At 68.9% G+C, this 15,810-nt stretch carries 17 protein-coding genes; 7 read left to right on the top strand and 10 right to left on the bottom strand.

Annotation, left to right across the window (positions count from 1 at the left end; genetic code table 11):
- The first annotated feature begins 4 nt into the window (after window positions 1–4).
- Window positions 5–1,288, top strand: coding sequence for a cytochrome P450 (locus H7K45_RS06545; RefSeq protein WP_263994968.1), 1,284 nt, complete (start codon window positions 5–7; stop codon window positions 1,286–1,288).
- A gap of 6 nt (window positions 1,289–1,294) precedes the next feature.
- Here H7K45_RS06545 and H7K45_RS06540 read toward each other — a convergent pair whose 3' ends face one another.
- Together H7K45_RS06540 and H7K45_RS06535 are read right to left on the bottom strand one after the other, a co-directional pair.
- Window positions 1,295–1,774: a hypothetical protein gene (locus H7K45_RS06540; RefSeq protein WP_263994967.1), complete on the bottom strand. Its 480-nt coding sequence runs from the start codon at window positions 1,772–1,774 to the stop codon at window positions 1,295–1,297.
- A 98-nt stretch (window positions 1,775–1,872) separates the two neighbouring features.
- On the bottom strand, window positions 1,873–2,784 hold the full coding sequence (locus tag H7K45_RS06535) for a dienelactone hydrolase family protein (protein ID WP_263994966.1): 912 nt from the start codon (window positions 2,782–2,784) through the stop codon (window positions 1,873–1,875).
- A gap of 69 nt (window positions 2,785–2,853) precedes the next feature.
- On the opposite strand from H7K45_RS06535, the gene H7K45_RS06530 reads away from it, so the two are divergent.
- The 3 genes from H7K45_RS06530 to H7K45_RS06520 all read left to right on the top strand — a co-directional run bounded on the left by H7K45_RS06530 (window position 2,854) and on the right by H7K45_RS06520 (window position 6,068).
- Window positions 2,854–3,780, top strand: coding sequence for an SDR family oxidoreductase (locus H7K45_RS06530; protein ID WP_263994965.1), 927 nt, complete (start codon window positions 2,854–2,856; stop codon window positions 3,778–3,780).
- A 64-nt stretch (window positions 3,781–3,844) separates the two neighbouring features.
- A complete protein-coding gene (locus H7K45_RS06525) occupies window positions 3,845–5,635 on the top strand; it encodes an N-acyl-D-amino-acid deacylase family protein (protein WP_263994964.1) in 1,791 nt (596 codons plus the stop codon).
- Window positions 5,636–5,651: 16 nt separating this feature from the next.
- Window positions 5,652–6,068 (top strand): nuclear transport factor 2 family protein, encoded by a 417-nt coding sequence (locus H7K45_RS06520; RefSeq protein ID WP_263994963.1) that lies wholly within the window; start codon window positions 5,652–5,654, stop codon window positions 6,066–6,068.
- Here the strand turns inward: H7K45_RS06520 and H7K45_RS06515 are convergent.
- The 4 genes from H7K45_RS06515 to H7K45_RS06500 all read right to left on the bottom strand — a co-directional run bounded on the left by H7K45_RS06515 (window position 6,065) and on the right by H7K45_RS06500 (window position 10,338).
- Entirely contained in the window at window positions 6,065–7,633 is a 1,569-nt protein-coding gene (locus H7K45_RS06515) for an HNH endonuclease signature motif containing protein (RefSeq protein WP_263994962.1), read from the bottom strand. The two genes, H7K45_RS06520 and H7K45_RS06515, sit on opposite strands and share 4 nt — an antisense overlap.
- 408 nt (window positions 7,634–8,041) lie before the next feature.
- The gene (locus H7K45_RS06510; RefSeq protein WP_263994961.1) at window positions 8,042–9,403 is read right to left on the bottom strand and encodes a type I glutamate--ammonia ligase; all 1,362 of its coding nucleotides are present in this window, start codon (window positions 9,401–9,403) and stop codon (window positions 8,042–8,044) included.
- 27 nt (window positions 9,404–9,430) lie between these two features.
- Window positions 9,431–9,913, bottom strand: coding sequence for a carboxymuconolactone decarboxylase family protein (locus H7K45_RS06505; RefSeq protein ID WP_263994960.1), 483 nt, complete (start codon window positions 9,911–9,913; stop codon window positions 9,431–9,433).
- A 56-nt stretch (window positions 9,914–9,969) separates the two neighbouring features.
- Window positions 9,970–10,338: a VOC family protein gene (locus tag H7K45_RS06500; protein ID WP_263994959.1), complete on the bottom strand. Its 369-nt coding sequence runs from the start codon at window positions 10,336–10,338 to the stop codon at window positions 9,970–9,972.
- Window positions 10,339–10,406: 68 nt separating this feature from the next.
- On the opposite strand from H7K45_RS06500, the gene H7K45_RS06495 reads away from it, so the two are divergent.
- Entirely contained in the window at window positions 10,407–10,844 is a 438-nt protein-coding gene (locus tag H7K45_RS06495) for a MarR family winged helix-turn-helix transcriptional regulator (RefSeq protein WP_263994958.1), read from the top strand.
- 21 nt (window positions 10,845–10,865) lie between these two features.
- Here the strand turns inward: H7K45_RS06495 and bfr are convergent, their stop codons facing one another.
- Window positions 10,866–11,345 (bottom strand): bacterioferritin, encoded by a 480-nt coding sequence (gene bfr / locus H7K45_RS06490; RefSeq protein ID WP_263994957.1) that lies wholly within the window; start codon window positions 11,343–11,345, stop codon window positions 10,866–10,868.
- Between the two features lie 267 nt (window positions 11,346–11,612).
- On the opposite strand from bfr, the gene H7K45_RS06485 reads away from it, so the two are divergent.
- On the top strand, window positions 11,613–11,807 hold the full coding sequence (locus tag H7K45_RS06485) for a (2Fe-2S)-binding protein (protein ID WP_263994956.1): 195 nt from the start codon (window positions 11,613–11,615) through the stop codon (window positions 11,805–11,807).
- Here the strand turns inward: H7K45_RS06485 and H7K45_RS06480 are convergent, their stop codons facing one another.
- The 3 genes from H7K45_RS06480 to H7K45_RS06470 are packed head-to-tail and all read right to left on the bottom strand — an operon-like array spanning window position 11,808 to window position 13,733.
- Complete coding sequence (locus H7K45_RS06480; protein ID WP_263994955.1) at window positions 11,808–12,569, bottom strand: enoyl-CoA hydratase/isomerase family protein; 762 nt, start codon at window positions 12,567–12,569, stop codon at window positions 11,808–11,810.
- A gap of 16 nt (window positions 12,570–12,585) precedes the next feature.
- Complete coding sequence (locus tag H7K45_RS06475; RefSeq protein ID WP_263994954.1) at window positions 12,586–13,023, bottom strand: TIGR03618 family F420-dependent PPOX class oxidoreductase; 438 nt, start codon at window positions 13,021–13,023, stop codon at window positions 12,586–12,588.
- Window positions 13,020–13,733 carry an EthD domain-containing protein gene (locus H7K45_RS06470; RefSeq protein ID WP_263994953.1) on the bottom strand — a complete coding sequence of 238 codons (714 nt, stop codon included), beginning with the start codon at window positions 13,731–13,733 and terminating at the stop codon, window positions 13,020–13,022. The genes H7K45_RS06475 and H7K45_RS06470 overlap by 4 nt, the downstream gene beginning before the upstream one ends.
- Before the next feature lie 86 nt (window positions 13,734–13,819).
- On the opposite strand from H7K45_RS06470, the gene H7K45_RS06465 reads away from it, so the two are divergent.
- Window positions 13,820–15,802, top strand: a complete 1,983-nt coding sequence (locus H7K45_RS06465; RefSeq protein WP_263994952.1) for an FUSC family protein — start codon at window positions 13,820–13,822, stop codon at window positions 15,800–15,802.
- Window positions 15,803–15,810 lie beyond the last annotated feature (8 nt).

The following is a 15,810-nucleotide window of genomic DNA, read 5'->3' as shown; positions in this document are numbered from 1 at the left end:
GTCAATGGGTATCTCGACACGTGTCAACGGGGCACCGCCGCCCGACGTCGCGCTCTCCGAGGTCAATCTCGGGTCGTGGGACTTCTGGGCCGCCGACGACGACGTGCGTGAGGGTGCCTTCGCGACGCTGCGGCGCGAGGCGCCGGTGTCCAAGCACCCCGAGTTCGTCCAGGACGGTTTCGAGGAGGGCCGAGGGCACTGGGCCGTCACCCGCTACGACGACGTGTTCCACGCCAGCAGGCATCCAGAGATCTTCAGCTCCGCCCAGGGCATCGTCATCGGGGACCAGTCACCGGAGTTGGCCGAGTACTTCGGCTCCATGATCGCGATGGACGATCCGCGGCACAGCCGTCTGCGCAACATCGTCCGAAGTGCCTTCACGCCAAGGGTTCTCGCCCGTATCGAGGATTCGGTCCGGGATCGGGCCCGCCGGTTGGTGCAGGCCATGATCACCGGTCACCCCGACGGTTCCTGCGATCTGGTGGCCGAGCTGGCCGGGCCGCTCCCCCTGCAGATCATCTGCGACATGATGGGCATTCCCGAGGCGGAGCATCAGAACGTCTTCCACTGGACCAACGTCATTCTGGGCTTTGGCGACCCCGAGATCACGGCGGACTTCGACGAATTCGTGAAGGTAGCCATGGACATCGGGGCCTACGCCGCTGCCCTGGCCGACGACCGGCGGGCCCGGCCGGCCGAGGACCTCACCACCAGCCTGGTGCAGGCCGAACTCGACGGCGAACGGTTGACCTCGGCCGAGGTGGCGTCCTTCTTCATCCTTCTCGTCGTGGCGGGCAACGAAACCACCCGCAACGCCATCAGCCACGGCGTCCTTGCGCTGAGCCGCTACCCCGACCAACGCGACGTCTGGTGGGACGACTACGACGCCGTCGCCCCCACCGCCGTCGAGGAGGTGGTGCGGTGGGCCTCGCCGGTGGCCTACATGCGGCGCACCGTCACCCGCGACACCGACCTCGGTGGGGTGAGGCTCGCCGAAGGCGACAAGGTCTCGCTCTGGTACGGGTCGGCCAATCGCGACGAGTCGAAGTTCGACGACCCGCACCTATTCGACGTGCGCCGTCACCCCAACCCGCACGTCGGCTTCGGTGGCGGCGGTGCCCACTTCTGTCTGGGCGCCAACCTGGCGCGCCGCGAAATTACGGTCGCCTTCGAGGAATTGCACCGGCGGGTCCCCGACCTGGCGGCGGTCGAGGAGCCCGCTCGGCTGCAATCGGCGTTCATCCACGGCATCAAGCGACTGCCCGTCGCGTGGACTCCCCCGCGCTAGCGCGAATTAGTTGACGACCCGGTGCTGAGGGTCGTGCTCGACCCGCTCGACGTGATCGGCGTGCGTGCCGTCGTTCAGATCCTCGTGCTTGGCGCGCTCCTTCTCGGCGAGGGCGTATGCGGCGTCGGCATCGTCCTTGCGGCGCGGGTCGAGCTCGTCGGCGTGCTGGAACTTGGAGTCGAGCTGCTCGCGGGATGACGCGGCCTCGTCGCGATGGCTGGCGGCACGGTCGGCAAGCCGGGCCGCCTCGGCTGCCTTGGCCTCTGCCTCGGCCGCCGCGGCGCGCGCCTTGGCCTCCGTCTCGGCGGCGATGGCCTCGCGCTTCTCCACGCGAGCGCTCTCCTCACGGGCCTCATCGCGGATGCGGTCGGCTTCGGCTCGGCGTTTCTTGTCGCGTGCGCTGCGGGCCATGAACGACAGCCCGAGGATCACCAGCAGGACCACCACGACGGCCACGACGATTGCGATGACGGTGTTGGTGCTCATGTCCGCTCCTTCGTTTACGCGCGCCAATTATTGACGCGCACGCTGGAGGAGGGGTTGCCCTGGACCGCGGATCTTCAAACCGGGGGCCGCCGGAGCTGCTATCCGACGTACTTGGTGAACCACGCTTGGACGCGTTGCCAGGCGTCCGCAGCGGCCGTGGGGTCGTAGCGCTCGCCGGTGTCGTTGAAGAACGCGTGATCGGCGCCCTGTTCGACGACGAGCTCGTTGACGACCCCGGCCTTGTCGAGGGCCTGCTGGGCGGCGTCCTTGGTGCCGGTGACGCGGGCGTCCTTGGAGCCGTAGAACGCCAGCACCGCGACGTCCTTGGAACCGCTGAAGTCCGCATCGTCCGGCGTCGGACCGTAGAACGGCACCGCGGCGGCCAGCTGCGGCTCCCCGGCTGCGAGCAGTTGCCAAACCAGGCCGCCGCCCATGCAGAATCCGACGGCAGCGACCTTCACCCCGGGGGTGCGGCGCTGCAGTTCTTCGACCCCGGACTTCAAGTCGGCGGTGAAGTCCTGCGGGGAGATCTTGCTCAGCGCGGCGGTGGCCTCGGCCGGGTCGGTGAACTTCGCCGTGCCGCCCTTGCCGGACAGCAGGTCCACCGCGAGGCTGGAGTAGCCGATGCCGGCGAAGCGTCCGGCAACCGACCGCGCCCAATCGGTGAGGCCCTTGTTCTCGTGCACGACGAGCACGGCACCCTTGGGCGTCTGCGCGGCCGCCCATGCGCCCTGCAATTCGCCACGCGGTCCGGGCCATGTGACGGGTTCGGTCTGCAGGGCGTTCTCGATGCCGGGCGGGGGCGCCTTCTCGGTCGACGCGTCGGTGGAGGTGACGGGCGACTCGGCGGCGGGCTTCTCGGCTGAGCTGCAGGCGGCGATCAGCGAGGAGGCCGCGGCGGCGCCCACTCCGATGAGCGCGAGTCGTCGGAACGCCTCGCGGCGCGACATCAGACCCTCGACGTGGTCGGTGGCGATCTCTTCGGCGATGTAGCGCTGCAGCGGAGTCACCGGATCGAGTATGCCCGCAGATTTTCCAAGTTGCGATGGCGGCGCTCTCCACACCCGATACTCGACGTCATGATCGCCCCAGCGGGTAGCCGCGCCCTGGTTGGGCGGGTGGCCGTGGTCGCCGGGGCCACTCGTGGCGCAGGTCGGGGCATCGCGGCGGCACTCGGCGAAGCGGGTGCGACGGTGGTGTGCACGGGTCGCACCAGCTCGCAGGTGACTCTGCGCTCCGACTACGACAGGCCCGAAACCGTCGAGGACACAGCACGACTCGTCACCGAGTTGGGCGGCGTGGGTGTCGCGGTGCCGACTGATCATCTCGACGTGGCGCAGGTGCGCGCCTTGGCCGACCGTCTCCGGTCGGACTACGGCGCGATCGACGTCCTCGTCAACGACATTTGGGGGGCGGAGAACCTCAAGGGGCCGCCGTCGACGTGGAACCGTCCGTTGTGGGAGCACGACCTGGAGGACGGGTTGCGGATCCTGCGGCTGGGCGTCGACACGCACCTCATCACCTCGCACTGCCTCCTACCGCTGATCGTCACTCGACCTGGTGGCCTGCTGGTGGAGGTCACCGACGGCACGGCCGAGTTCAACGCCCACCATTACCGACTCTCGGCGTTCTACGACCTGGCCAAGGTGTCGGTCAACCGCATCGCCTTCAGCCAGGGCCACGACCTGGCGCCCTACGGGGGTGTGGCCGTCGCCGTCACGCCCGGGTGGCTGCGCTCGGAGATGATGCTGGAGAACTACGGGGTGAGCGAAGCCAGTTGGCGTGACGCGCTTGACCCGTGCCGCGCCGACGGCGGGCCCGTCGCCCCGCATGCGTTCACCGAGTCCGAGACGCCACGCTTCGTGGGTCGCGGAGTGGCGGCGATCGCGGCCGATCCCGACCGGGCCCGCTGGAATCAGCGGTCGGCGAGCTCGGTGCAGTTGGCGCGCGAGTACGGCTTCACCGACGTCGACGGTCGCCAACCCGACGCCTGGGCCGAGCAGTAGACAATTCTAGAAATCTGTTCACGATTTCGTTGACACCGGTGCGCGACGGCTGTTCTATGACGGAGTGACTTACGACACGATCATTCGCAACGGCCGCTGGTTCGACGGCACCGGCGCCGCATCGGCGATCCGCAACGTCGGCATCCGGGGCGGGCACGTGGCAGCGGTCTCGGCCGACGATCTCGACGCGACCGACTGCCCCCGGGTGATCGACGCGACCGGTCTGTGGGTGTTGCCCGGACTGCTCGACATCCACACCCATTACGACGTGGAGGTGCTCAACGGTCCCGCGTTGGCGGAGTCGCTGCGTCACGGCGTGACGACGGTGATGCTGGGCTCGTGTTCGTTGTCGACCATCCACGTCGACGGCACGCAGGCCGGTGACCTCTTCGGTCGCGTCGAGGCGATCCCCCGCGAGCACGTCATCGCCGCGGTCGACGGCCGCAAGACTTGGCGCACCTGCGAGGAGTACGTCGAGGCGCTCGAGGCCCTGCCGCTAGGACCGAATCTGGCGGCGTTCATCGGACACTCCGACATGCGGACCGCGGTGATGGGCCTCGACCGGGCGACCCGCAAGCGCGAGCGTCCCAGCCGGGTCGAGCAGGCCGAGATGGAGCGCATGCTCGCCGAGGCGCTGCGCGCCGGTTTCGTCGGCATGTCGTCGATGCAGTTGCTGTTCGACAAGATCGACGGCGAGGTCTGCCGGTCGCGCACCCTGCCGTCGACCTACGCCGGCGCTCGCGAACAACGCCGCCTGAAGTCGTTGCTGCGCAGGGCCGGACGAGTGCTGCAGTCGGGGCCCAACATCGAGAACCCGCTCAACCTGCTGTCACAGGTCGCGCAGTCGGTCGGGGTGCTGCGCAACCCGCTGAAGACCAGCCTGCTCTCGGCGGCCGACGTGAAGTCCAACCCGTACGCGATCGCGTTGATGGGGCCGGTCGCCCGACTGGTCAACCGCCTTGGCGGGAACTTCCGCTGGCAGCACCTGCCCGTGCCGTTCGAGGTGTACGCCGACGGTATCGACCTGGTGATCTTCGAGGAGTTCGGCGCCGGCGCGGCCGCCCTGCACCTGCGTGACGAAGTCGAGCGCAACGAGATGATGCGCGACGAGCAGTACCGCCGCCGGTTCCGCAAGGAGTACGAGAGCAAGTTCGGGATGCGTGTCTGGCACCGCGACTTCTTCGACGCCGAGATCGTCGAGTGCCCCGATCCGACGGTCGTCGGCAAGTCCTTCGGTCAGGTCGGCGTCGACCGCGGCGGCCTGCATCCCGTGGACGCCTTCTTGGACCTGGTGCTCGACCATGGCTCGGCGCTGCGGTGGCGAACCACGATCTCCAACCATCGGCCCGAGGTGCTCAAGAAGTTGGCCCGCGACCCGGGCGTGCAGATGGGGTTCTCCGACGCCGGGGCGCACCTGCGGAACATGGCCTTCTACAACATGGGCTTGCGCCTGCTGCGCCACGTCCGCGACGCCGAGGCCGCGGGCACGCCGTTCTTGACGGTGGAACAGGCGGTGCACCGATTGACCGGTGAGCTGGCCGATTGGTACCGGCTCGACGCCGGACATCTGCGGATTGGGGACCGGGCCGACGTCGCGATCGTCGACCCGGCCTGTCTCGACGACCGCTTGGATGCCTACGCCGAGGAATCGGTGCAGCAGTATGGCGGGCTGTCGCGCATGGTCAACCGCAACCGGGAGACGGTGCGGGCAGTCCTCGTCGGCGGCCGGGCGGTGTTCCTGGGCGGCGAGCCCACCGAGCTGGTCGGTCGGCAGCGGACCGGCCGCTTCCTACGCGCAGCGCACCAGTCCCCCGCCGTCGGCGCACCGAAGGACGAGTTGTCCAGTGTCGGTTGAGGATACGGTTCTCGGCATGTGGGCCGCATTGTCGGCACGCGATTGGGAGTCGCTGAAGTCCTTCTTGTCCGAGGACTGCATCTACCTCGACGTCCCGGTCGGCCCGACCGCCGCGGCGAAGGGGCCCGAGAACATCGTCAAGAGATTGAAGATCGGCCTCGAGCCACTGGCGTCCTACGAGAACTTCACCGGCCTGCTCGTCGTCGACGGTGCGGACGCAATGTACGAGCACCACGAGGAATGGCACTGGGCGACGGGTGAGTCGGCAGTGTTGCGATTCGTCACCGTGCACCGCGTCGAGAACGGCAAGATCTCGCTCTGGAAGGACTACTGGGACATGAGCGCTCTTGCCAACCATGCTCCCCCGACGTGGCTGGAGGACTTCGCCAACGCCGACATGTCGTGGATGTACGACGCGACCGGCGTGGTCTAGTAGGGGCCCCCGCGTTCTCGGCGGACGCGGTCCGCGTTGCCTTGGGCGCGGGTGATTCTGCGCCGCGGCATGGTGAGCCCGGCCGTGTGCGGCGCGGGTCGTCCGGTCGTCGTGACCGTGGCGGTGGGTGCGGACAGTTCGGGGAACAGCAACCGGCTGCCCGGCGTGGTGACGAACTCTTGGCCGTCGGGCGCGGTCCAGATGACGGTGCCGTCGTCGAGTTGTTTGTCGCGCCAACCATTCTCACCACCCCAGAACGTCTTGAGTAGGTGGTGTCGACGGCAGACGCACTTGAGGTTGGACGCGGCAGTCGGTCCGTGTGGCCACGGAATCGTGTGATCGATGTCGGTCTGGCTGGCGGGTACGCGGCAGCCCGGGAAGCGGCACGTCATGTCGCGGCAGCGGATGAAGTCGGCCAGTTTCTTCGACGGTCGGTACCGATTCTCTGGTGGGGCTTGGCCGGGGTGCACGATTCGGGTGATCGTGGCCCCGACGGTGGCGCGGCAGGCAATCGCGCCGGGGAGGAACTGGCCGCCCATCAATGCCGCGGGGCGCAGCTTGGCGAAGTATCCGGGTGCCGGGGTGAGGGCCTCGGTGAGGGTGAGGTCACGCAGGGGCTTGTCGAATAGCGGTGGTTCGTCGCCGTCAATGGCCGCGCGCTCATCGGCCGCCGAAGATTCGTCGGTGTCCACAGGGGTCGTCGGTGCGGGTGTCTCGGGCTTGGGCGCAGGCGGGCCGGACTCTGGCGGATCTGCGGGGTCGGCCAGCGTGTCCTCACTGGCGATCACGTAGACCACCACCCCCGTCGCGGGCGGGTTCTGCGCGGCCGGGCAGTCGTCGTTGCCGCACAGGCACGCCATGCGGTCGGTCCCGAGGGCACCGACGGCGTCGGCGCGCAGTTGGTCGGCGGTCCGCGGGTCACCCGAGCACACCGTGGCGGCCAGGTTCTTCAATCGGCCCTCGAATGCCTTGGCGTCGTGGGCGAACAGGGTGGCCAACACGGTGGCCATTCCGCTGCCGTCCTCCTCGATGTGCACCTCCACCGACCGGCCTCGCGCCTTGGCCTCGCTCCGGCGGACCGCGTTCGGGTCGACCTGGGCCACGAACGAGTCGATGGCTTTCTCGGTCTTGTCGACCGACCGCGGTTCCCAGTCCCCGAACGCCTCGGCCAGCAAGCCGTCGAGGGTCCGCAGGGCATCGGGGTCGATGACCAGGGCGCCGCGCTGCACCACGGTCTTCACCAACGCATAGGTGATCAACCCCTCCGCGAACACGGCAGCCACGCGGGGGAACCGGTCGTGCAACGCGACGGCGATCAACAGTTGGTGGGAGGCGGTGCCGGGGGTGATGTTCTGGGCGGCGCCGATGTGGGCGGCGACGGCGTCGAGGTTGTCCAGGCACCATTGGTCTCGGTCGGCTGATCCGGAGGCGGCATGGGCCTCGTCGAGCATGGCGGCCATCGTCGCGACCCGACGGGCGCAGGCCGCGTTCTCCACCCGCGCCCATGACGACAGTGCCCAGGCACCGCGGGTGCCGGTCGTCGCGTCAACCAAGTCGTCGAACATGAACCCAGTCTACGGTGACACACCGACGAAAAGTGTTCTGCTACAAGCGTTCTGTGGATGAACGCCGCACTGTGGACAACCCCGCCCAGACGCCCCGAAATGTCAGAGGTGCGTGCTACACCCTCGCAGCGACGTGCGCCAAGTCGTACACGTACGACCGATCACCCTTGTAACTCACCCACACGCCGGCGGGCGGAAGATCGCCCCACCCCGCATCACCGAATGGGCGGCTCGACACCGCGGCGGCCCCGTCACACACCACCCACCCGAACTCCGGGAGTCGTCGGCACCAGACGTCCGCGTCGACTCGCTTGAAGGACGGATGGCCGTGAGCCTCTCCATCGCGTACGAAGTCATAGGTCACACCGTCCACGCGCCGGACGAACCGCACACCTGGCATCGAGCCACCTACACGCTCCACGCCAGCCTGAACCGTTCTGCGAGTTGCTCCGGCGTCAGATCGGCGAAGTGCTCGTGCTCGTACCGGCGAACCGCGACGACAGAGTCGACCGCGGCGTCCCCGAGAATGCCTCGCAACAGGCTTGATTCGGCCAGGGCGCCCACCACGGCAGCCTGATCGTCGGACAGCAGCCCGATTCCGGCCGCGCTCCGCTCGTCGGGCGACAGCGTCCCCGGATCCACCGGAACCTCCGCCGGCAGCGGCAATTCGCGTTCGATGCCGTCGAGGGCGAGACCGAGGATCGCCGCGGATGCGAGGTACGGGTTGGCCGAGGGGTCGACCACCTTCACCTCGACGTTGGCCCCGTGCGCGTTGCCCGGGCCACCGCGCAGGAAGCGAACCGCGGCCTCGCGGTTCTCGGTACCCCAGCAGACGCTGGCACCCGACCAGCTGCCCACCTGCATCCGAAGTCCCGAAAGGATGGATCCGCACAGCAGAGCCTGCGCATCGATCAGACCGGCCAGCACACCGGCGACGGCGGCCTCCCCAGCGGGACGCATCCCCTGGGCGCCCTGGCCGCCGGAGAACAGCGGAACGCCGTCGTGACGCAGTGAGAAGTGTTGATGTGCACCGGAACCGACGGCACCGGCGAACGGCACCGGCGAGAGGCTGACGCGCAGGCCGTGCTTGCGCGCGGTCCTTCCGACGACGATGCGCGCGGCGATCAACTGATCGGCGGCGGCGACCGGCGTCTTCGGTGCCAGCGACATCTCGAACTGGTTGGCGCCGTACTCGGGATGGAACTGCTCGATCGACACCCCGGCGGCGGTGCCAGCTTCGATGACGTCGCGGACGAAGCCTTCGTATTCCAGGACGCCCGCCAGTCCGTACTGCGCCCACAGGTGCGACGGCAGGGCCGCGCCGTCCGGCCCGACCAAGACGAACTCCATCTCGTGGCCGACGAGCGCGGTGAGACCTGCTGCGGCCAACCGGTCTTCCACGCGCGTCAGGGCGCCTCGACTGCAGAACGGATCGGGAGCGCCGTCCTGGCTGAAGAACGATCCCGGTGCCCACGCCAGGCCGTCCCCGAGGATCCTCAACCCGTCGAGGTCGACGCGGATCCGTTGGTCGCCGACCACGCCGATGGCACCGCCGAGGGCGATGCCCGATTGGTCGACGGTGAACACGTGCCATACCGGGCTGGCCCCGAGGCCGGGGTTGGCGAACCCGCTCATCTTGCTCAAGGGAACGGTCTTGGCGTGACAGAGACCGGCGGCGTTGACGACGGTGCCGACGAGCGTGGTGACGCCGGCCGATTCGAGGGTGGACGTGGCCGCGGCGGTGAGCGGTGTGGCTGCCATGGCCACCATTCTGCACGGGCCGGGCCGTGGCGCAGGTTAGAGCGTGATCTTGCAGGCCTGACCGATGTCGAGCGTCCGCAGCATGCGACCCATGCCCAGCCACATGGCGCACGACAGGGCGAGGTCGGTCAGCACTTCGGGGCTGAACTGCTCGTTGCAGCGCGCCCAGAAGTCTTCGTCGTCGCGTAATTCGGTGTGGCCGTTGGCGAACCGAGAGGCGAACTCGGCCGCGACGCGCTCCTGAGGGGAATAGCCGGGCCAGGTGCGCCACTGCGCGGCATGGTCGTAGAGGTCCTCGTCGACGCCCGCCGCGGCCCCTTCGGCGTCGCGGGTGTTCTGGCAGACCACGCACTCGTTGTCCAGCGCGAGCACCATGCGGGCCAGCTCGCGCGTGCGCATGGGCAGCCGGTTCTTGTTGTAGACCGCGTGGGTGAAGCCGGCCATGGCCACGCCGATGTCGGGTGAGCGCGTGATCCAGGCCGCGGCGTCGTCGTCGGCGAAGTCTCCGATTCTGCTCATGGGCGCATCGTACGCCGGAGACCGCATTTCTGGAACAGGTTCTAGTTTTCCAGTGCTCAGGCCCCGTCGTGAAGCGTGACGTGGTAGCCGTCGGGGTCGGCGAAGGTGAACGTTCGACCGAATGGTCCGTCGTACGGCGGTGCCACGACGGTGTGCCCGTCGGCGGCCATGGCGTCGTGAATGGCCTGGACGTCGGTGGCGTGCAGCCAGATTCCGGCACCGACGCCCGGGTGGGCCACCGACGCGAAATCGGTTCCCGGGGCGACGTCGCGCAGCGCAAAGGCGATTGGCGCCGTGTCGAACACGACGGCGTGCGGTGGACCGGACGGCGACCGGACCAGTCCGAGGTAGTGCTCGTAGAAGGCGCGGGACGCCTCGAGATCCCTTGCCTGCAGGGAGATGAAGTCGGGTCCGGTCACGGGCATGTGAACTCCTCGGTCGAATCGTATGTGTCAGTTATATGACACAACCGACCGTATGTCAGAATGCTGACATGAGTCAAGACGGGGTGGAGCTCGAGACGTCACTGGGCTACCTGCTGAAGGAAGCGGCGAGCGCGCTTCGGAACGCCATGGAGGACGTGCTGCGGCCACTGGGGATGAGCGTGACGCACTACGCGTGCCTGGAACTGCTGGCCCAACGCCCCGGATCGTCGAACTCCGAACTGGCCCGCGGCGCATTCGTCACCCGGCAGTCGATGAACGTGCTCCTGCAGAACCTGGAACGCGATGGTTACGTGACCAGGCCCGCCGAAGCGCCCGTCGGCAAGGCGCTTCCCACACGGCTCACCGCGCGCGGCCGGCGCAGCTTGGCCCACGCCTCCGCGGCGGTACGGTCCGTCGAACTCACGATGACCTCGGGACTGTCAAGCGCCGATCAAGATGCCGCCCTGCGAATCCTGCGGAGCATGACGAAATCGTTGCGCGCCTGACGCCTCCGCGCCTGACGCCCTCTACTGCGGCGGCCGAGCCACGCACTGTGCGGCGTACAACTGCTCGCCGAGTTTGTCCATCAACTCGAGCTGGGTCTCGAGGTAGTCGATGTGCCCCTCTTCGTCGGCGAGGATGCCTTCGAGGAGGATCGCGCTGGTGGAATCTTCCTTCTGACGGCACATGATGACACCGGGCTTCAGGCGGGCCGCCACGTCGTACTCGATCGTGAGGTCGGCCTCGAACTGCTCACGCAGCGTCTGGCCGACCTTCAAGGAAAACAGCCGCTGATAGTTCGGCAGGCCGTTGAGCAGCAGGATGCGGTCGGTGATCGCCTCCGCGTGGTTCATCTCCTCGAAGGCTTCCTTGCGGGTGTGCGCGGCGAGTTCGGTAAAGCCCCAGCTCTCCTGCATCTTCGAATGCAGGAAGTACTGGTTGATTGCCGTCAATTCGCTCGTCAGCTGCTCGTTGAGCAACTTGAGGACCTCGGGATCGCCGTTCATGTGTCGCTCCTCGGCCGCTGTCTGTCGAGCGCCTCGAGCGAGGCGTGATCGTCCCCACAATCTAGATGACCGCAGGCACGGAAGCGCGGGAACGCGAGCAGTTGGTGGCGTGTCGCCGAGATCAGCCGCCTCGACGAAGCCGCAGGTGAGGATAGCCAAACCGCCGAAATCATCAGATAGTGATGGACTGGCTACCCTAACTAAGGTTAGTCTGAGCTAACCTGACGTGGTGAACCCCCAGCCGATGAGAAGGGACGCGATCGACTGATGTTCGTGTGTCTGTGCACCGGCGTGACGAGCCAAGCCGTCACCGATCTCGTCGCCTCCGGGGCGTCGACCTCCAAGCAGGTCGCCGAGGCCTGCGGAGCCGGGCTGGACTGCGGGCGTTGCCGTCGCACCGTGCGCGCCATCATCGAGGCGGCCAGCGCCACGACGGCCTGCCCCCTGCACGCCGCCAGCTGACTACTTCGACTCCTGCCGGTTGGCGAACGACGCCAGCGCGTCGGCGTTGGCCACTCCCCCGAGCAATTCGGCGAACTGGGCGTACTCGCGTGCCGCGGCGGCGGTGATCTCACCGCGGGTGGGTTCGACCATCGTCTGCTTGACGGCGATCAGGCTCGAAATCGGCCGCGAGGCAAGGACTTCGGCGTGCCGACGGGCGTCGGGCAGGAGGTCGTCGGGCTCGCACACCTTCCAGACGAACCCCATCCGCTGAGCCTCGGCGGCGTCGACCCATTCCGAGGACAGCAGCATCCACGCCGCGTTCTGCCGGCCGACGAGCTGCGGCAGCAGATACGACGACGCCGCCTCCGGCGCGACGCCGAGACTGGTGAACGGGCACTTCAGCCGCGCCGCAGTGGACATGAACACCAGGTCGGCGTATCCGAGGATCGTCGCGCCGATGCCGACGCCGAGGCCGTTGACCGCCAGGATCAACGGTTTCCGTAGCGCGGTGAGCGTTTCGATCATCCCGGGAAAGCCGTACTGGCCGGACTGAAACTCTGGATCCGTGATTCGCGCCTGCATCTCGACGAGGTCGTTGCCGGCGCTGAACGCGCGCCCCGACCCCGTCAGCAGCACCACGGCGACCGACGGATCCTCGTCGGCCTCGCGCAGGGCGACGGTCGTCGCGTCGTAGAGCGCCTCGTTGAAGGCGTTCAACGCCTCCGGGCGGTTCAGGGTCAGGGTTCGCACCCCGCGGTCGTCCTCGATCTCCACCAGCACGGCTGCAGCGTATGCGCTAGCCGTTGGAGTAGACGCGGCTGGGTGTGACGAAGACCACCGTGCGCCGCTGCTCGGCCATCACTCGGTCGTAGGTGGCCCAGTCGTCGTGCGTGCCACCGGCGGCGGTGAACACCTCGCGCAGCAGCAACCGCAGGGTCTCCCCGTCGAGCCACGGCTTCGGGTCGTCGGGGCCGGCGAGTTCGGCGTCACCCTCGACCGTCGCCCACCGCCAGCCGTCCCGGAACGTCACCGCGATCGGCGGCCGGGCGCGCAGGTTGGCCAGCTTGACCTTGCCGTAGGTGACGAACGCACACACCGGCTCACCGGTCACCGGGTGCCGGACGGCGCCCGCGTTGACCAGTGACGCCTGCACGGTGCCGTCACCACGGACGGTCGAGACCACCGCCAGACCGCTCTCGGCCGATGCGAGCGCCACGGCCTCGTCGAGGGTCATCGCGTCACCTCGGCGGCAAACGGTGACCGCAGCACGTAGCGGCTCGTCGGCACGGTGTCGACGTCGCGGTTGGCCCCGAAGGCCGACGTACTGGCCACCATGCGGTTCATCCGATCGCCAAGGTCGGCGTCGTCGGCCGCGCCGAAGAAGGCGTGCAGGTCCCGCGTCGCCTCCAACGGGAACAGCTCCTCGACGATCGCGTCGACCACCGGTGCGCCCGGGGTCAGCGGGCGGACGACGGTGTTCTGGGTGTAGCCGAACGTCGACTGGGTGGCGATGGCGACCGGGGTGTGGTCGAGATGCCAGCGGGCCAGCCAGGTTTCCTCGTCGAGATCGGCCGGGCGCCGCAGCAGCGCGATGTTGGCAAAACCGGGTGTGCGCGCGCCCGGTTCGGTCGGAGGCGGTGGCAGCGGCACCGATTCGGTCACCAGGTAGGCGTCGACCCGGGCGCATTCGCCCGTCAACCGACTCAGCGCGCCGGTGACGTGTGGGCCGTAGGACTGCTGGGTCCAGATCTCGACGACGGCGACGACGGGCGGGTCGAGCGTCGTCAGCGTCATCAGCGAGTCGGTGACCGCCGCGTCCCGCACGTTGACGGCGAGCCCGGAGGCCCCCAGCGCCAGCAGGTCGTCGGCGACCTCGGTGCGCAACCGTGTGCACCACGCGTCGTCACCCGGGGCCGCCCTGAGGGTCGCGATCACCTTCTCCACGGTTCGAACGTACCGCCACGGCCGTCACCCCTGACCCACAATCGCCGATCGGCCCGGTAGTTTCGAGGCGTTGTGATGGACAGGCGATGAAGGGGCTGCCGGAGCGACTCGCCATGCCCGATCTCGGTGCGGTGGGGCGCAGCCTCGTCGGCGTCCTGCTGGCCGCGATCGCCGGCCTGCAATGGGGCACCGCCGGCGCGGCGACGGCGGCCGCAGGGGCGGCTGCGATCGCGGGAGCCGCTGCGCTGCAGGACAGTCCACGCGGACCACTGGCCCTGGTCGGAGCCATCTCGGTACAGATGAGCTTCGCGGTGGCGCTGGGCACGTCGACGTCCTCCTACGGCGTGCTCTTCGTGCTGGCCGCGACGGCGTGGTGCTTCCTGGCCGGCATCCAGTGGGCAGTCAGCGTCAATGCCGGATTGATCGCAGCCGCGACGGGTGCGCTGCTCGTCACCGCACCGCCGGTGCCACCGACGCCGACGAGCGTGCTGACCACGGCGCTGCTGACCCTCGGTGGCGGCCTGGTGCAAGCCGTGCTGATCGGCCTGTGGCCGCGGCGCCGGTGGCGGACGCAACGCGACGCCTTGACGAGGGCCTACCGGTCCCTTGGCGAGGACGCCAAGCGCCTCGCCGCCGACCCGAACGCCGGGGTCGACGCGGCACCGCTGCAGTGGTTGCGCGACACGGTGACCATGACCGACCGCCAGGCCCGACGCCGGCCGTTGGCCTACCGCGCCTGGTACGGCCTGCCCCAACGGATATCGGTGACGCTGACCGCGCTGGCGGCCCGGTCGGCCGACGACCCGGCGGTGCCCACCGTGCTGCGCGCCGCCGCGGGGGTTCTCGACGTGGTCGCAAGCCGCAGTCACACCGCGAAACGGGACGCCAGTCTCGGAGTGCTACAGGTCGAAGCGGCCAGCGACTCCGTCGCGGTAATCAACGTGGCTCTCGCACACCGCCTTTCCCACCAGCTGCGTGAGGCCGTCGCGCTGCGCTTCGGCGAGTTGACGCCCGACGTCGAGCACGTCTCGCGGCTGCGGCGACGGGGCGCCCTGTCCGCGTTGCCGATCGCCGCGGCGGCGATCCGGGCGCATCTGTCCTGGGGATCGCCAATTCTGCGGCACGCGGTCCGGCTGTCGGCGGGCGTCGGCGCCGCCGTGGCGGTGGAACGCTTCGCCGACGTCCCCTACGGCTACTGGATCCCGCTGACCGTGCTGATGGTCCTTCGGCCCGAGACCGCCCACACCTACACGCGGTGTGCGGGGCGGGTGGCCGGCAATGCCGTCGGCATCGTGGCGGCGTCGGTGGTGACGGTCATCTGGCACCCCACCGGGCTCGCGGCCGCCGTCCTGGCGGTACTCGCCCTCGGGGTCGCCTACGTCGTCTCCGGGTACGGGTACGTCGCGACGAGCGCGGCCCTGGCCGCGGTCGTGGTGTTCCTCGTCGACGTCAGTGACGCCGCGGACGCAGGCACCGCGACCGACCGGTTGATCGCGACGCTCATCGGCGGCGCGTTGGCGGTGCTCGTCCACGTGGTGCTGCCCGACCACTCGATGGTGCGCCTGCGGCAGCGGGCCGGCGAACTGTTGAAGACCGAGATCGACTACGCCGCGACGGTCATCAAGGCATTCGTCCACGGTCTCGACCATCCCGGTGAGGCCCTGGCAGCGGCGTGGGAGCGGGCCTTCCGCGCGCGGGCGGCGTTCGAGGCGGCCGCGGGCGCGACGACGTCGGACTCGGGTGACCTGCGGCGCTGGCTGAAGTCCTACCGCACGGCGCTCAACGCGATCACCACGTCGTGCGCGACGCTGGAGTCCAACCTGCCCGCCCGGCCTCCCGCCACGCTGCACACCGACTTCGTCGTGGCCGTCGACGAGTACGCCGAGGCACTCTCTGGTGCACCCACCGCACCCGGCGCCCCGTGGCGCCTGGACGGGGACCGACTGGCCGCCGCAGAGCAACGCATTCGCGAGGCGGGCCGCAGTCTGGGCCCCGACGACACCGCGAGCCGAGTCCTGGTGGCCGAGATTGGCGACATCACGCGCAGTCTCGTCGGCATCACCGACTGACGGCCGAC

It is taken from the genome of Mycobacterium yunnanensis (assembly GCF_025823185.1).
Lineage (GTDB): Bacteria > Actinomycetota > Actinomycetes > Mycobacteriales > Mycobacteriaceae > Mycobacterium > Mycobacterium yunnanensis.
This window is presented reverse-complemented; position numbering and strand designations above follow the sequence as displayed.

What these genes read in the sequence shown, in the direction of transcription:
- H7K45_RS06545 (WP_263994968.1), top strand. Translation starts at nt 5, where the DNA reads ATGGGTATCTCGACACGTGTCAACGGGGCACCGCCGCCCGACGTCGCG.
- H7K45_RS06540 (WP_263994967.1), bottom strand. Translation starts at nt 1,774, where the DNA reads ATGAGCACCAACACCGTCATCGCAATCGTCGTGGCCGTCGTGGTGGTC.
- H7K45_RS06530 (WP_263994965.1), top strand. Translation starts at nt 2,854, where the DNA reads ATGATCGCCCCAGCGGGTAGCCGCGCCCTGGTTGGGCGGGTGGCCGTG.
- H7K45_RS06520 (WP_263994963.1), top strand. Translation starts at nt 5,652, where the DNA reads ATGTGGGCCGCATTGTCGGCACGCGATTGGGAGTCGCTGAAGTCCTTC.
- H7K45_RS06515 (WP_263994962.1), bottom strand. Translation starts at nt 7,633, where the DNA reads ATGTTCGACGACTTGGTTGACGCGACGACCGGCACCCGCGGTGCCTGG.
- H7K45_RS06510 (WP_263994961.1), bottom strand. Translation starts at nt 9,403, where the DNA reads ATGGTGGCCATGGCAGCCACACCGCTCACCGCCGCGGCCACGTCCACC.
- H7K45_RS06505 (WP_263994960.1), bottom strand. Translation starts at nt 9,913, where the DNA reads ATGAGCAGAATCGGAGACTTCGCCGACGACGACGCCGCGGCCTGGATC.
- H7K45_RS06500 (WP_263994959.1), bottom strand. Translation starts at nt 10,338, where the DNA reads ATGCCCGTGACCGGACCCGACTTCATCTCCCTGCAGGCAAGGGATCTC.
- H7K45_RS06495 (WP_263994958.1), top strand. Translation starts at nt 10,407, where the DNA reads ATGAGTCAAGACGGGGTGGAGCTCGAGACGTCACTGGGCTACCTGCTG.
- bfr (WP_263994957.1), bottom strand. Translation starts at nt 11,345, where the DNA reads ATGAACGGCGATCCCGAGGTCCTCAAGTTGCTCAACGAGCAGCTGACG.
- H7K45_RS06485 (WP_263994956.1), top strand. Translation starts at nt 11,613, where the DNA reads ATGTTCGTGTGTCTGTGCACCGGCGTGACGAGCCAAGCCGTCACCGAT.
- H7K45_RS06475 (WP_263994954.1), bottom strand. Translation starts at nt 13,023, where the DNA reads ATGACCCTCGACGAGGCCGTGGCGCTCGCATCGGCCGAGAGCGGTCTG.
- H7K45_RS06465 (WP_263994952.1), top strand. Translation starts at nt 13,820, where the DNA reads ATGAAGGGGCTGCCGGAGCGACTCGCCATGCCCGATCTCGGTGCGGTG.